Annotated in this window: 13 protein-coding genes; 7 read left to right on the forward strand and 6 right to left on the reverse strand. The window is 57.7% G+C overall.

Annotated features, from left to right (window positions below):
- Window positions 1–123 precede the first annotated feature (123 nt).
- Window positions 124–504, forward strand: coding sequence for a BLUF domain-containing protein (locus tag ACK3EW_RS01590; RefSeq protein WP_439121216.1), 381 nt, complete (start codon window positions 124–126; stop codon window positions 502–504).
- Between the two features lie 468 nt (window positions 505–972).
- Window positions 973–1,821, forward strand: coding sequence for an urea carboxylase-associated family protein (locus ACK3EW_RS01595; protein ID WP_493808186.1), 849 nt, complete (start codon window positions 973–975; stop codon window positions 1,819–1,821).
- Here the strand turns inward: ACK3EW_RS01595 and ACK3EW_RS01600 are convergent.
- The 5 genes from ACK3EW_RS01600 to ACK3EW_RS01620 all read right to left on the reverse strand — a co-directional run bounded on the left by ACK3EW_RS01600 (window position 1,818) and on the right by ACK3EW_RS01620 (window position 6,242).
- The gene (locus ACK3EW_RS01600; protein WP_493808187.1) at window positions 1,818–2,441 is read right to left on the reverse strand and encodes a hypothetical protein; all 624 of its coding nucleotides are present in this window, start codon (window positions 2,439–2,441) and stop codon (window positions 1,818–1,820) included. The genes ACK3EW_RS01595 and ACK3EW_RS01600 overlap by 4 nt on opposite strands.
- A 78-nt stretch (window positions 2,442–2,519) precedes the next feature.
- Window positions 2,520–3,224, reverse strand: coding sequence for a purine-nucleoside phosphorylase (gene deoD, locus ACK3EW_RS01605; RefSeq protein ID WP_493808188.1), 705 nt, complete (start codon window positions 3,222–3,224; stop codon window positions 2,520–2,522).
- 1 nt (window position 3,225) lies between these two features.
- Window positions 3,226–3,537, reverse strand: coding sequence for an H-NS histone family protein (locus tag ACK3EW_RS01610; RefSeq protein ID WP_439121375.1), 312 nt, complete (start codon window positions 3,535–3,537; stop codon window positions 3,226–3,228).
- A gap of 170 nt (window positions 3,538–3,707) precedes the next feature.
- Window positions 3,708–4,187 carry a hypothetical protein gene (locus ACK3EW_RS01615; RefSeq protein WP_493808189.1) on the reverse strand — a complete coding sequence of 160 codons (480 nt, stop codon included), beginning with the start codon at window positions 4,185–4,187 and terminating at the stop codon, window positions 3,708–3,710.
- 78 nt (window positions 4,188–4,265) lie between these two features.
- Window positions 4,266–6,242, reverse strand: coding sequence for a methylmalonyl-CoA mutase family protein (locus tag ACK3EW_RS01620; RefSeq protein WP_493808190.1), 1,977 nt, complete (start codon window positions 6,240–6,242; stop codon window positions 4,266–4,268).
- Window positions 6,243–6,516: 274 nt separating this feature from the next.
- Here ACK3EW_RS01620 and ACK3EW_RS01625 point away from each other — a divergent pair, with 274 nt between their 5' ends.
- The 5 genes from ACK3EW_RS01625 to ACK3EW_RS01645 all read left to right on the forward strand — a co-directional run bounded on the left by ACK3EW_RS01625 (window position 6,517) and on the right by ACK3EW_RS01645 (window position 12,700).
- Entirely contained in the window at window positions 6,517–7,860 is a 1,344-nt protein-coding gene (locus ACK3EW_RS01625) for a 1-acyl-sn-glycerol-3-phosphate acyltransferase (protein WP_493808191.1), read from the forward strand.
- 161 nt (window positions 7,861–8,021) lie between these two features.
- Complete coding sequence (gene ccrA / locus ACK3EW_RS01630; RefSeq protein ID WP_085628070.1) at window positions 8,022–9,308, forward strand: crotonyl-CoA carboxylase/reductase; 1,287 nt, start codon at window positions 8,022–8,024, stop codon at window positions 9,306–9,308.
- 360 nt (window positions 9,309–9,668) lie between these two features.
- Entirely contained in the window at window positions 9,669–10,388 is a 720-nt protein-coding gene (locus tag ACK3EW_RS01635; RefSeq protein ID WP_238939861.1) for a helix-turn-helix transcriptional regulator, read from the forward strand.
- Window positions 10,389–10,490: 102 nt separating this feature from the next.
- Window positions 10,491–11,129, forward strand: coding sequence for an acyl-homoserine-lactone synthase (locus ACK3EW_RS01640; protein WP_493808192.1), 639 nt, complete (start codon window positions 10,491–10,493; stop codon window positions 11,127–11,129).
- A 38-nt stretch (window positions 11,130–11,167) separates the two neighbouring features.
- Complete coding sequence (locus ACK3EW_RS01645; RefSeq protein WP_493808193.1) at window positions 11,168–12,700, forward strand: ATP-dependent DNA helicase; 1,533 nt, start codon at window positions 11,168–11,170, stop codon at window positions 12,698–12,700.
- Here ACK3EW_RS01645 and ACK3EW_RS01650 read toward each other — a convergent pair.
- A complete protein-coding gene (locus tag ACK3EW_RS01650) occupies window positions 12,697–13,716 on the reverse strand; it encodes an NADP-dependent oxidoreductase (protein ID WP_493808194.1) in 1,020 nt (339 codons plus the stop codon). The two genes, ACK3EW_RS01645 and ACK3EW_RS01650, sit on opposite strands and share 4 nt — an antisense overlap.
- Between the last annotated feature and the right edge of the window lie 12 nt (window positions 13,717–13,728).

Raw genomic sequence — 13,728 nt, forward strand, 5'->3', positions numbered from 1 at the left:
TTCGATAAGGACGTGGCGCGGGATGTAGGGTAGGCTATCCTTGTCCTTGCAGAACATCCGGCCTCGTCCGATGTTCACATAAGGCTCACAGGAGTAGCCACCATCACCCAACTCATCCAGATCATCTATTCTTCGCGGCCATTTGGCTATGATGAGGCCATGCTGAACGGTGTTTTGCTGGACGCGCGGCGCTGTAATGAGCGGGACGATGTGACCGGCGCGCTGATCTGTCGTCAGGATGTATATTTGCAACTGCTCGAAGGGCCGACAGCCGCTGTTCAGGCCACGTGTGAGCGCATAAAGCGGGACGACAGACATGTCGAAATGACCGTTCGTGTGACCGAAAACGTGGCAGAGCGGATGTTTGGAGACTGGGCGATGTTTCACGATCCGGCGCAAACTTGGATCTGGTCTGCCAAGGATATCTCTAACGGGGCGCTGGATCGGGCAAGCGTCGAAGAGTTCAAAACTGTTTTCGAGACCATCGCAGCAAAAGCGCGGTAAACCGCCCTCGTCACGGGGTTGCGTTCTGGGCCAGTGGGTCGATAGACACCAGCTATGCCCATCCTTTTGATCTTTCTGCTGCTTGGTGTGCTGGCCTATCTCTTTTGGCGGCGCAAGACGACGACATTGACGCGGGAATGTCGGTGGCGGCGAACAGCACCCGGTGCGTGGCGTTGCGCCTTTTGTGGAGCGGAGATGGCGTCGGATGAAAGTCCGATTGTTTGTTTGCGGCGGTAAAACGAGCCGTTCTGACAAAAATGAATCCGCAATGTTTTTTTATTGCGTCCGTGGGATGCAACGGCTTTCCGCCGCTGCATATGATCGCGATCTGATCGAAAGGTTCCGTGGGTGCGCCCGGTGGTGCGCATCGGATTTTTTTTGCATATTTTTGAAAAAGAGAAGATGCCATGGGCTTGCGCCTATGATCGCTCTGCGGTCCTTTGATCCGAAAGTAAAAGGATCCTGCCCATGATACATGCCCCAGAGGATGCAGATACGCGCCGCGCGATTGAACCGGTGATTTGTTATCCGAACGACACGTTGCCAGTGCCGGACCTTGAGCTTTATGCGCAGACTTTGGCCGGGGCCGAAGTTGTGGATGTGGCGATTGCAGCGCCGCGTGAGGCTTGCACGTTTCGTGTGCCTGCCGGCTCTTTCTTTCGCATCGTGAGCGTCGATGGTCCTCAGGTGGGGGATTTGAACCTGTGGAACGCGCACGATCTGTCCGAGCGGTTCTATTCCGGCAAAACCCGCGCGTTGCATGGGACGCATGTCACAACGGGTGAGCGGCTTTGGTCTTCTTTCCCGACGCTGCGCCCGATGGCGACCATCGTGGAGGACACGCTGGGCTGGTACGGGATCGACACCTATGGCGGGTCGGTGCATGACGTGATCGGCACGCGCTGTGATCCGTATACGGGTAATCTTCTGTCCGGTGTGCAGTATCACCATTGCTGCCATTCGAACCTGACGCGTGCTTTGTCAGATGCCACCGGCCTGACCTTGGCTGAGGCCGAGCTACATGTTCATGATGTGCTCAACGTGTTCATGTGCACTGGGTTCACGCGGGATACCGGACAGTATTTCATGAAAGCCAGCCCAGTGCGGCCGGGCGACCATCTGACATTCTTTGCCGAGATCGACCTGTTGGGCGCGTTGTCGGCCTGTCCGGGTGGGGATTGTTCGGCCGAGCATACCAGCGATATGGCTGCGTGTTATCCCTTGCGGGTGGAGGTGTTGCAGCCCGCGGAACGCGCGTTGGATGGGTGGTCATCGCCAGCGGTAAACGCCTATGACCGGAGCCACGGGCGGGGTTAATCCGGGCGCGGTGTTTCTTTGTAGGGATGCGTCGCGACGATTGTCCAATACATCAGGTAATGCAGCGCGATGGGGCCAAGCGTGATCGCCACGATCCAATCCAATGCTGTGCCGTGACGCGCGGCGAGTTCGTTCAGCAGGATCAGGGCAACGAGGCGAACCACCTGCCAATTGGCGGCATTGCGTTGGCCTTCGTCCCAGTCGCGGGCGAACCAGCCGATCTTGTCGCCATCGCCTAGCATGTAGAAGACCACGACAAACAAGCACAGATAGATGCCGAGCCCAAGGCTAAGTGCGGCCTGTGCCGCTGCAAGTGACGGAAGAGCCATCATGCCAGCATAAGCGGCGAGCCAAATCAGGACCAGCTTGCTTCCTGCGTTGGGAAGTCCGATCCTTTCATAGGTCGAAAGTGTGTCCGGCATTTTGACCGCGACCACCGCGACATGACCAAGCAGCGCGCACATTACCGGCAGGACTAGCCCAATCTCGTTCAATGCGGCGTGGTGATGGGCGGTCAGCGTGAAGAGCGAAAGAGTGATAACGCTGAACAGAAACAACATGCGCGGGATCGGCACACGTGTCGTCAGAAGGACGTAGATATCAAAGACCCAATTCGGCATTCCTCTTGGGTGACAGAAGAATGTGGCGGGATTAGGAAAGGACCGGGACAATCGTGATCGCCCCGGTTTTTAGGTCATTCAGGTGAAAGCCGCCGTGAGGGCGATTTCGACCATATCGCCAAAGCTGCGTTCGCGGTCTTCGGACGGCAACGCTTCTCCGGTTTGCAGGTGGTCCGAAACGGTCAGAATAGCCAATGCGCGAACCGAGTGGCGGGCCGCAAGATTGTAGAGTTCTGCCGCTTCCATTTCGACGCCAAGAATGCCGTGGCGGGTCATCTGTTCATTCAAGTCGGGGCGTTCGTCGTAAAACACATCCGATGAATAAATGCCGCCGACATGGGTTTTGGTTCCCTTGGCTTCGGCTGCTGCAACGGCGGCCCGCAACAAGCTCCAATCCGCGCAAGGAGCGAAATTCAATTCCTTGAAAATCCCCCGTGACGGTGTGGACAGTGTGCTTGCCGTCATTGCGATGATGACATCCCGAATCTCGACATAGGATTGCATCCCGCCGCACGACCCGATGCGAATGAGTGTTTTCGCACCGTAGTCGCGGATTAATTCATTGGCATAGATGGACAGCGAGGGCATGCCCATTCCAGACCCTTGAATTGTAACGGGATGACCATTCCAAGTCCCGGTAAAGCCCAGCATGCCGCGGACTTCGTTTACAAGACGGACGTCAGTCAGAAATGTCTCTGCAGCCCATTTGGCGCGATAGGGATCACCGGGCATCAGCACGGTTTCGGCAATCTCGCCTTTTTGGGCTCCGATGTGAACGGTCATGTCAGATCTTCAGATCGTCCATGTTTTTGCCTGCGGCCAATGCATCGTTAACCCAATTCGGCTTGCGGCCTTTTCCAGTCCAGGTTTGGGACGGATCGGCTGGGTTTTTATACTTGGGTTCGCTCTTAGAGCCCTTTTTGGGCTGGCCACCCAAAAGCTCATCGAGCGAGAAGCCATATTCCTTGGCCGCCGACTCGGCCGCTTTCTTGGCTTCCGAGAGGCGTCGTGATTCGATTGTCTTGAGTGCTTTTTCTGCGTCCTTGATGAGCTTGGTCAGCTCGTCTTTGGACATATTGTTGAGATCAATACTCATGTGTTTCTCCGAGTGGGTTTCTTCTGGAACAATAAATTTTGGATACTCCTCGGATTGATTAAGTCAATTCGAGAAGCATCTTTAGTTAAATAAGATTCACTTTAGCGCTATATAAGGTTGACCGCTTTTCAATAAATCGCAAGGGCAAGTTGTTTTGACGCTGATCAGCGTCAATTTCCGCTCATGGACTGCATCACTGCCGCCGTGAAGCCGGATTCTTCCATTCGGTCGAGCATGACGTCAGCCATTCCGCAGTCTTGATTGACGGAGATGGAGTAGTCTTCGGATACGCCCTCGGGCAAAAAATCGGTTTCGTCTCCTAGAGCATCGAGATCCATTTCTGCCATTTCGGGAATGAAAGCTTCCATTTTATCAAGCATCTCATCCACCGCGGAACCGCTTGAGGCGGAGATGTACTTGTCCAGCACGCAAGCCCCGGCGTTGCGGAAGGTGTCGTCCCATTCGGAACTTGGGATGGCAGCCCGCAGCGGCTCGGGATTGCCGCCTTGCTTTTCGACCATGCGGATCATGGCGTTGTACATGGCATCGGTCATGTCTTCTGAAATTGTTTCAAGACGTTCCAAACGCGTTTCGGCAAAAGCGACTGCAGGAACGGATGCGACAAGGGCGGCGAAAATGAGGTGTTTCATAAAGCTCTTTCCAAAACGAAAACGGGTACGACCGAAACCGTACCCGTTCAGAAGGATCAAGAAAAGGCTGGGGTCAGGTTATTCAGCCGCGACCGCTTTGGGATCGGCGAGGGTGACTATGTCCATCATGATGGCGTTCAATTCAAAGTCTTTCGGGGTGTAGACCTTTGACACGCCCATTGCGCGCAGGCGCTTGGCGTCATCATCGGGAATGATGCCACCGACGATCACCGGGATATGGCCAAGACCTGCATCGCGCATCTTGGCCATCATGTCTTCGACCAGCGGGATGTGGCTGCCCGATAGGATCGACAAGCCAACCACGTGGACTTCGTTCTCTTGCGCCGCGGTGACGATCTGGTCGGGGGTCAGGCGGATGCCTTCGTAGTCGATCTCCATACCGCAGTCGCGGGCGCGGAAGGCGATCTGTTCGGCGCCGTTGGAGTGACCGTCAAGGCCGGGCTTGCCGACAAGGAATTTAAGGCGGCGGCCGAGTTTGTCGCTGACGCCGTTGACCGCATCGCGGATGTCGTCGAGTCCTTCGGTCTTGTTCGACACGGATTTCGACACGCCGGTCGGGCCTCGGTATTCACCGAAGACAGCGCGCATTTCACCCGCCCATTCACCTGTGGTGACGCCGGCCTTGGCGCAGGCGATGGAGGCGGGCATGACGTTTGAGCCTTCCTTGGCGGCGGAACGCAGGTCGGCCAGTGCCTTTTGCACCGCGTCGCCGTCCCGTTCAGCCCGCCATGCGTTCAGGCGATTGATCTGTTCCTGTTCGACTGCCGGGTCAACAACCATGATGCCGCCATCTTCGGTCTGCAGCGGGGAAGGTTCGCCTTCGACCCATTTGTTGACGCCTACCACGATGGTTTCGTTGCGTTCGATCTTGTTCAGGCGGTCGGCGTTGGAGTCGACCAGACGGCCCTTCATGTATTCGATGGCGCCGATGGCACCGCCCATGGAGTCGAGGTTCGCAAGTTCGGCGCGTGCGCCTTCCTTGAGCTGTTCCACTTTGGCGTCAACAGCAGGGTTGCCGTCGAACAGATCATCGAATTCCAGAAGGTCGGTTTCGTAAGCGAGGATCTGTTGCATCCGCATGGACCATTGCTGATCCCAGGGCCGGGGCAGGCCAAGCGCTTCGTTCCATGCAGGAAGCTGTACGGCGCGGGCGCGGGCTTTCTTGGACAATGTCACGGCCAGCATCTCGATCAGGATGCGGTAGACGTTGTTTTCCGGCTGCTGTTCGGTCAGACCCAGCGAGTTCACCTGCACGCCATAGCGGAAGCGGCGGTACTTGGCGTCGGTCACACCGTAGCGCTGTTCTAAAATTTCGTCCCAAAGGTCCACGAAAGCGCGCATCTTGCACATCTCGGTGACGAAGCGGATGCCTGCGTTTACGAAGAAGCTGATCCGACCGCAGAGCGCCGGGAAGTCTTCCGCTGGTACGCGGGGCTTGAGCTCGTCCAGAACGGCGATGGCGGTGGCAAGGGCGAAGGACAGTTCCTGTTCCGGCGTCGCGCCCGCCTCTTGCAGGTGGTAGGAACACACGTTCATCGGGTTCCATTTGGGGATATGCGTGTAGCAGTATTCGGCCACGTCCCCGATCATTTTGAGTGACGGTTTCGGCGGGCAGATATAGGTGCCGCGCGACAGGTATTCTTTGATCAGGTCGTTCTGAACAGTGCCTTGCAACTTTGCGACATCGGCGCCCTGTTCCTCGGCCACGGCGACATAGAGCGCGAGGAGCCATGGCGCGGTCGCGTTGATCGTCATGGAGGTGTTCATCTGTTCCAGCGGGATCTGATCAAAGAGCGTGCGCATGTCGCCCAGATGGCTGACCGGCACGCCAACCTTTCCGACTTCGCCGCGTGCCAGAACATGATCGCTGTCATAGCCAGTTTGTGTCGGCAGGTCGAAAGCGACGGATAGCCCGGTCTGGCCTTTGGACAGGTTGGAGCGGTAGAGGGCGTTCGAGGCCTGCGCGGTCGAGTGGCCCGCATAGGTGCGGATGAGCCAGGGTTTGTCACGTGTGGGTGTCTGTGCGTCGGTCATGTCGGCTCCGTCAAAGGCGGGATTCGGTATTGTAATCTTGTTGCGTGATGCGATGCATACGCGAAACTTTATGTCGCTGTCAATTCGCCGCGCTGCGGCGAGGCGATTGGTGCTGCATGACAGCATATGTCACGTGCCACTCCAAGGGAAAGCGAGACCGTTGTCGCATGAAACACAGGGCGGACATGAGTCTGGTTGCGGCAGGAGAACGCGGCTGCACCAGTCATGATCTTTAGTCATTTACCCCGGCGCACTTCGTTGCAAGAGTGATCTCATGACATCGCAGGTGACACTACCTCTTTGGGCTTTTGTTCTGATCCTGCTGTTCGCGGCGGTGACGTTTGCGTCGCATTTTCTGTTTCCGTCGGTGCGCTGGTTCTTTCGCAGGCGCATGGAACGCGCGGTCAAGCGACTGAACGCACGGCTTGAGCACCCAATCCAGCCATTCAAGCTTTTGCGTCGTCAGGACATGATCCAACGGTTGATCTATGATCCCGAAATCACACAGGCGATTGTTGAGCATGCCAAAGCGGAAGGTGTCCGCGAAGACGTGGCCTTCGAAAGGGCACGGCGCTATGCGCGGGAAATCGTGCCGTCGTTTTCGGCATCGGTCTATTTCGGATTTGCCATCAGCGCAGCCCGCCTTCTGAGCACGACACTTTACCGGGTACGCATGGTGCATCAGGATTCCGGTCTGGCCAACATCGACCCGAATGCGACTGTTGTCTTCGTCATGAACCATCGTTCGAATATGGATTACGTGCTGGTGACCTATCTGGCGGCGGATCGATCGGCGCTGTCTTATGCCGTAGGCGAGTGGGCGCGGGTTTGGCCGCTGTCGCGTCTGATCCGGGCGATGGGGGCCTATTTCATTCGGCGGCGATCACGCAGCGATCTGTATCGCAGGGTTTTGGCGAAATATGTGCAGCAGGCCACAGGAGCGGGTGTGACACAGGCTGTGTTCCCGGAAGGCGGTCTGAGTCTTGATGGTGGTCTGGCCACGCCGAAGATCGGTATTCTCAAATATATTCTCGAGGGTGCCGAACGGGCAAAGCGGGACGTTGTCTTTGTGCCGATCGCGCTGAACTATGACCGGGTTCTGGAGGATACAATCCTTCTGCGCGCGCAGGCCAAAGGCAATCGCAAGTTCCATGCGCGTATCAGCGTCGTGTTCCGAGCCATCCTGCGGCAAGTCTGGTTGCGGATCACTGGCAAGTTCCATCGGTTCGGCTATGCCGCCGTCAGTTTTGGCAAGCCCCTGACGCTCAGCCATGTCGCCCCGGCCGATAGCACGGCCGAGGCGCTTTCGGAGACGATCATGACCCGTATTGCGGACGCAGTGCCGGTCTTGCCAGTGCCGTTGTTGTCTCATCTGCTGCTGACATCCGGGCCGATGCCGCGTGATGCGCTGGAAAAGGCATTCGGTCAGGCATTGAAACGCCTAGAAGATGCGCAAGTTCATTTGCCGCGCCACAATCGTGATTATGCGGTCGAATTCGGCCTGCGCAACCTGCAGGAACGCGGGATCGTGGTCGAGGAGGCGGCCGGGCTTCGGATAGCGTCGGGCAAGGAAGACCTGGCCGGGTTCTATGCGAATTCGGTCCGACATTTGATGTAAATCCGTTCTGCGGGTGCAAAGTAGTTTCTGCAGTCGCTCGGTCATAAAATTACAAAATAGACCGAAATCTTGTTGCATAATTTCAAGGAGGGTCCTATTTCAGGGTCAGAAGCCGCGATTCTGCATTGCGGCACGACACAACATGTTTCTAGGAGGTTCGGATGGCACTGGATCAGCAGACCGGCATCGCAGCGTATGATGCGCCAGAAAAAGACTTGTACGAGATCGGCGAAATGCCCCCGCTGGGCTATGTGCCCAAGAAAATGTACGCGTGGTCAATCCGTCGTGAACGTCATGGTGAACCGGAAACAGCGTTCCAGGTCGAAGTTGTGGACACTTGGGAAATCGACAGCCACGAGGTGCTGGTTCTCGTGATGGCGGCTGGTGTGAACTACAACGGTGTGTGGGCAGGGCTCGGACAGCCGATCAGCCCGTTCGATGGCCACAAGCAACCGTATCACATTGCAGGGTCCGATGCGTCGGGGATCGTCTGGAAAGTCGGTGACAAGGTTAAGCGATGGAAGGTCGGTGACGAAGTGGTCATCCACTGCAATCAGGATGACGGCGACGATGAGGAATGCAACGGCGGCGATCCGATGTATTCCCCGACACAGCGCATCTGGGGCTATGAAACGCCAGATGGATCGTTCTCGCAGTTCACGCGCGTTCAGGCGCAGCAGTTGATGCCACGTCCCAAGCACCTGACCTGGGAAGAAAGCGCCTGCTACACGCTGACATTGGCAACAGCCTACCGGATGTTGTTCGGCCATCAGCCGCATGAATTGCGCCCGGGTCAGAACGTTCTGGTTTGGGGGGCGTCTGGTGGTCTGGGGTCGTATGCGATCCAGCTGGCTAACACTGCAGGTGCCAACGCAATCGGTGTGATCTCGGACGAGGACAAGCGCGATTTCGTAATGTCGATGGGCGCCAAGGGCGTCATCAACCGCAAGGATTTCAAATGCTGGGGTCAGCTGCCGACCGTGAACACACCTGAATACAAGGAGTGGTTCAACGAGGCCCGTAAATTCGGCAAGGCGATCTGGGATATCACCGGCAAAGGCAATAACGTGGATATGGTATTCGAACACCCCGGTGAATCGACGTTCCCGGTGTCCACGCTGGTCTGCAAAAAAGGTGGTATGGTCGTGATCTGCGCGGGCACCACAGGGTTCAACTGTACATTTGACGTGCGGTATATGTGGATGCACCAGAAACGCTTGCAGGGCTCGCACTTTGCGCACCTCAAGCAGGCCGCGTCGGCGAACCAATTGATGGTCGAGCGCCGTCTGGACCCGTGTATGTCTGAAGTCTTTCCGTGGAACGAGATCCCGCAAGCGCATACCAAGATGCTGCGCAATGAACATAAGCCGGGCAATATGGCCGTGCTTGTTCAATCCCCAAAAACCGGACTGCGCACATTCGAGGATGCTTTGGCGGCGCGTTCGTAACCTTCTGCTTACTTCTGTTTGCTGTCCAGACCCGCGGGCCATCCGGCCTGCGGGTTTTTTGTTGGGCAGCTTGTTTTGGCAGGCGAAAGACGGTGACCTCATACCCTCACCAGAATTGGGGAGTTGGAATCAGGGAGTTTGCCAAATTTTTGCCACATGTTATGGTTGTATTAACCTTCTGTTAACTATCTCAGGGTGACGGTGTCATGGGACATGACTGGATCATAGATGTGTTGACCGACCTCAAGACGTTTGCAGTGGCAAACGATCTGGATGCGTTGGCTGCCAAGCTGGATGATACGCAATTGGTGGCACAGGCAGAGATTGGTTCACGCGGTAAAGGGATAGACCGTGGGCTTCTTGGAACGAGTGCCGCAACTGGACGACGTGATCGCACGATTGGAGTGCGCCGCTCGTCTTGAGGAATTGCAGAGCATCATTGAATGGCTGCGCGATTACTATGCAGTCGATGACATGGTCTATCATTGGGTGTCCAGCAACGGCACGCAATACGGCTGTGGGACATATGACCCAAAATGGGTCGCGAGATATCTTGAAAAGGGTTATCTGCGCGTCGATCCAGTGGTGATTGGCTGTTATCAACGCTTCCACCCTGTTGATTGGAAACGGCTGGACTGGTCTGGGAAGGCTGCCCGTGCGTTTATGACCGATGCCATGGCACACGGAATCGGCAATCAGGGGTATTCCATTCCGATCCGAGGGCCGAACGGCCAATTTGCCTTGTTCACGGTCAGCCACACTTGTGCAGACGATGAATGGGCGCGGTTTACTGAATTGAACCGACGTGATCTGATTTTGCTGGCGCATTACTTTAACCAAACCGCGCTCAAGCTGGAGCCGGGCCGCAAACCAGAAGCGACGCAGCCATTGTCGCCACGCGAGGTTGAAACGATGACGCTGCTGGCGGTGGGCTATAGCCGTGCCCAAGTCGCCGATACTCTGTCGATCTCGGAACATACGCTGCGGGTGTATATCGAGAGCGCACGGTTCAAACTCGGTGCGCTCAACACCACACATGCGGTGGCCCGCGCTATGGCGCGTGGACAGATCGTCGTTTGATTCAACGCAACGAACGGTTTTTCGCCTAACGCAACGCACGGTGCTGCAAGTCTCCATTTACGAATAAGACCGAGCGTGCCCCCGGCAACGGAGGGCATTTTCATGATTCGATATCTCTACGGGGATCAACTGGCCAAGCACCCGCGTTTGGCCCGTACCATGTTCGAGGACCGCGCCGACCAGTTCAAAACGCGGCTAGGCTGGGATGTTACGGTCAATGCACATGGGCAAGAGCGGGACGAGTATGATGATCTCAACCCGCTTTATGTGATCTGGGAAAGCGCAACTGGGGTCCATGGTGGGTCTATGCGGTTTCTGCCAACGACCGGGCGCACGATGGTCAATGATCACTTCCTCGAGCTGACCAAAGGCGTGCCGTTTCAAAGCCCCTTCATCTGGGAATGCACGCGTTTTTGCTTGTCGTGCCATGCCGAACCGGGAACGGCGGCGGCGCTTATGCTGGCGGGCGGTGAGGTCATGCAGGGATTTGGCGTTAAGCATTTTGTCGGTGTGTTCGATGCCCGCATGGTGCGGATCTACAATCGGATCGGGGCCGCGCCAGACGTACTGGGCACGCAAGGCGAAGGCCGTCAGTCGATTAGCGTGGGTCTGTGGGAGTTCAGTGCGGCGGCGCAGGAACGGGTGTCGCGTGTCGCAGGCATCCCGTTGCGCGCGTCACGTGGTTGGTTCGAGGCGTCTTTTGGTGACGTGGTGCCACAAAGGGATGTGAGCGCCGCCTGACGCTGGTGCCTGTCGCGCGAGCGCTATAGGGTCTGCGCATGACCTTGCCCGCGCTTACCTATTCTGAAGATCAGGCCGCTGCACATGATGCGGTGGCCGATATGTTGCGCGAGGCGGGCATCGACCTTGATGATGGTCTGCTGCTGCCTCCGCGCGATGGCAAGGCCAAGATCATGGCGATCACGGGCAAGGCCGGATCGGGGAAGACGCTGCTTTTGGCGGAGCTTTGTAAATCCCTGCAGACCGCAGGTGTCGAGGTTGTGTCGGGCGACTACGAAGGGCGCAGGCGGAAAGACCGCCGAACGCTTGCAGTTCTGGCGCCGACCAACAAAGCGGCGTTCGTGTTGCGGATGCGTGGTGTGCCTGCAACGACCATTCACCGCATTCTTTATACGCCGGTTTATGACCCCGAATACGAGCGCATCGCCGAATGGCTGATGGGCAATGATGACAAGCCCGAGATCGAAGGCTTGACCGAAGAGGCATTGGCACGCGCGCAGACGTCTTTTGAATCGCACAAATCGGTTCCGGCGGCTTTGGCCGCAGCGGGGTTGCGCGGATCGGATTTCATCACAGGCTGGAAGCGGCGGGAAGACCCGCTGGACATCGGCTTTGTCGATGAGGCGTCGATGCTGGATGAACGACAGGTCGAGGATCTGCGCGAGATTTTCCCGAACCTGCTGCTCTTCGGCGATCCGGCGCAGTTGGCGCCTGTGAACCAGTCCGGCAAGATGGTGTTCGAAACCTTGGATCCCAGCCAAGTGTTGAACCTGAACCGCATTCACCGGCAGGACGCGGATAATCCCATTCTTGATCTGGCCCATGCTTTGGCCGATCCGCAGCTTGATTTCTACGGATTCGAGCGAATGGTCGAAGATATTTCCCGCACAGATGATCGGGTTGTTCTGGGGCAACGGGTCGAGGTCGATCTGATGGCGCGCTCCCCGGTTCTGGTTTGGCGTAATGCGACCCGGATCCGCCTGATCAACGCCTTCCGCGCGGTGCATGGCGCGCCGGAGGATTCGCTGCTCGAAGGGGAACCCCTGATCTGTGACGGGCTGGAGCTGCCGTTGAAGCACCGCAAGAAACGGCTGGATTTGGAAGCGCGGGGGCTGATCAAGGGTGCGCAGGTGATCTACCTTGGGCCGGGGCGCAAGCCGGGATTTTCGCGGCTCCATGTGATTGGGGCGGAAGATCCGCAGGTTTCGGCGGCATCGATTGTGAAGATCGAAAAGCCCGACGAGGAAGAGCCGTTCATCCCCTTTGCCGCGCGCATGGGGGCGACGTTCCTGCACGGTGCTGCGGTGACGATCCACAAGGCGCAGGGGTCGCAATGGGACACAGTTCAGGTGTTTGCGCCCGATCTTGAAGTCGCGGCACGCATGGGGCGGAGCGAAGCAGGCCAGCCTTTGTGGAAACGGTTGGCCTATGTTGCGATCACCCGCGCATCGACCCGTCTGCATTGGGTGGTGCGCAATCGGTTGTCGAAACCCACCGGACCGTTGCAGGTGGATGATCTGAGGGCCGCGCCTGCGGCCCCCTTGGCGCTTGAAGTCGAAGCTGACTTCTAAAGCTTGACGATCTGCTTGCCGGTATTGCCGCCCTTGAGCATGGCAATGAACGCATTGGGTGCGTTTTCCAGACCTTCGGCCACGTCTTCGAGATAGGCAAGCTCGCCCGCCGCGACCTTGGGGCCAACGTCTTTTAGGAACGCCGGGTACTGATCCCAATGGTCGAAGATGATGAAGCCCGAGACCTGAAGCCGCTTGACCAGAATGCTGCGCCACATTGCGGGCAGTTGGTTTTCGGGTGCGATGTTCGACCCGCCATACCACGCGATCATGCCGCACACGGGGATGCGCCCGTGCACGTTCATCAGCGGCATCACTGCCTCGAGCACCTGCCCGGCCACGTTCTCCCAGTAGATGTCCACGCCATCGGGGGCGGCCTCGGCAATCGCCTTGCGCAGGGACGCAGCGTCATCATGGGTACGGTGGTCGATGGCGGCGTCGAAACCGAAGGTCTCAGTAGCAAGGCGGCATTTCTCAGCGCCCCCGGCAATGGCGATGGTGCGCAGGCCCATCTGTTTTGCCAATTGCCCGACCATTGACCCGACCGGACCGGTGGCCGCACCGACAACCAGCGTTTCGCCTGCTTTGGGTTTGCCAAATTCGTTCAGGCCGACCCAGCCGGTCAGGCCGGGCATGCCGAGAACGCCAAGGGCTGTGGACGGCGGCAGAGCCGGGTCAAGCTTGCGCAATTCACTGCCCGGCAGGCAGGCGTGGCTGGCCCAACCGGTCATGCCTGTGACCATGTCGCCTGTCCCAATGCCCTCGGCTTTGCTTTGCAGTACGCGACCGACACCTTGGCCTGTCATGGTGCCACCTAGATCGACCGAGGGCGCATAGCTTTTGACGTCGTCCATGCGGCCCCGCATGTAGGGGTCAAGCGACAGGTGGGTGACTTCGATCACCACCTCGCCACTCGCGGGCGTAGGAACGGCGCCGGTTTCCAGTTTGAAGTCCTCCGGCACAGGAGCGCCTTTGGGGCGGCGGGCCAGCGTGATGCGGGACATCGTGTCGGACATGAATTTGCTTCC

The organism is Marivita sp. NO-S04 (assembly GCF_059070475.1).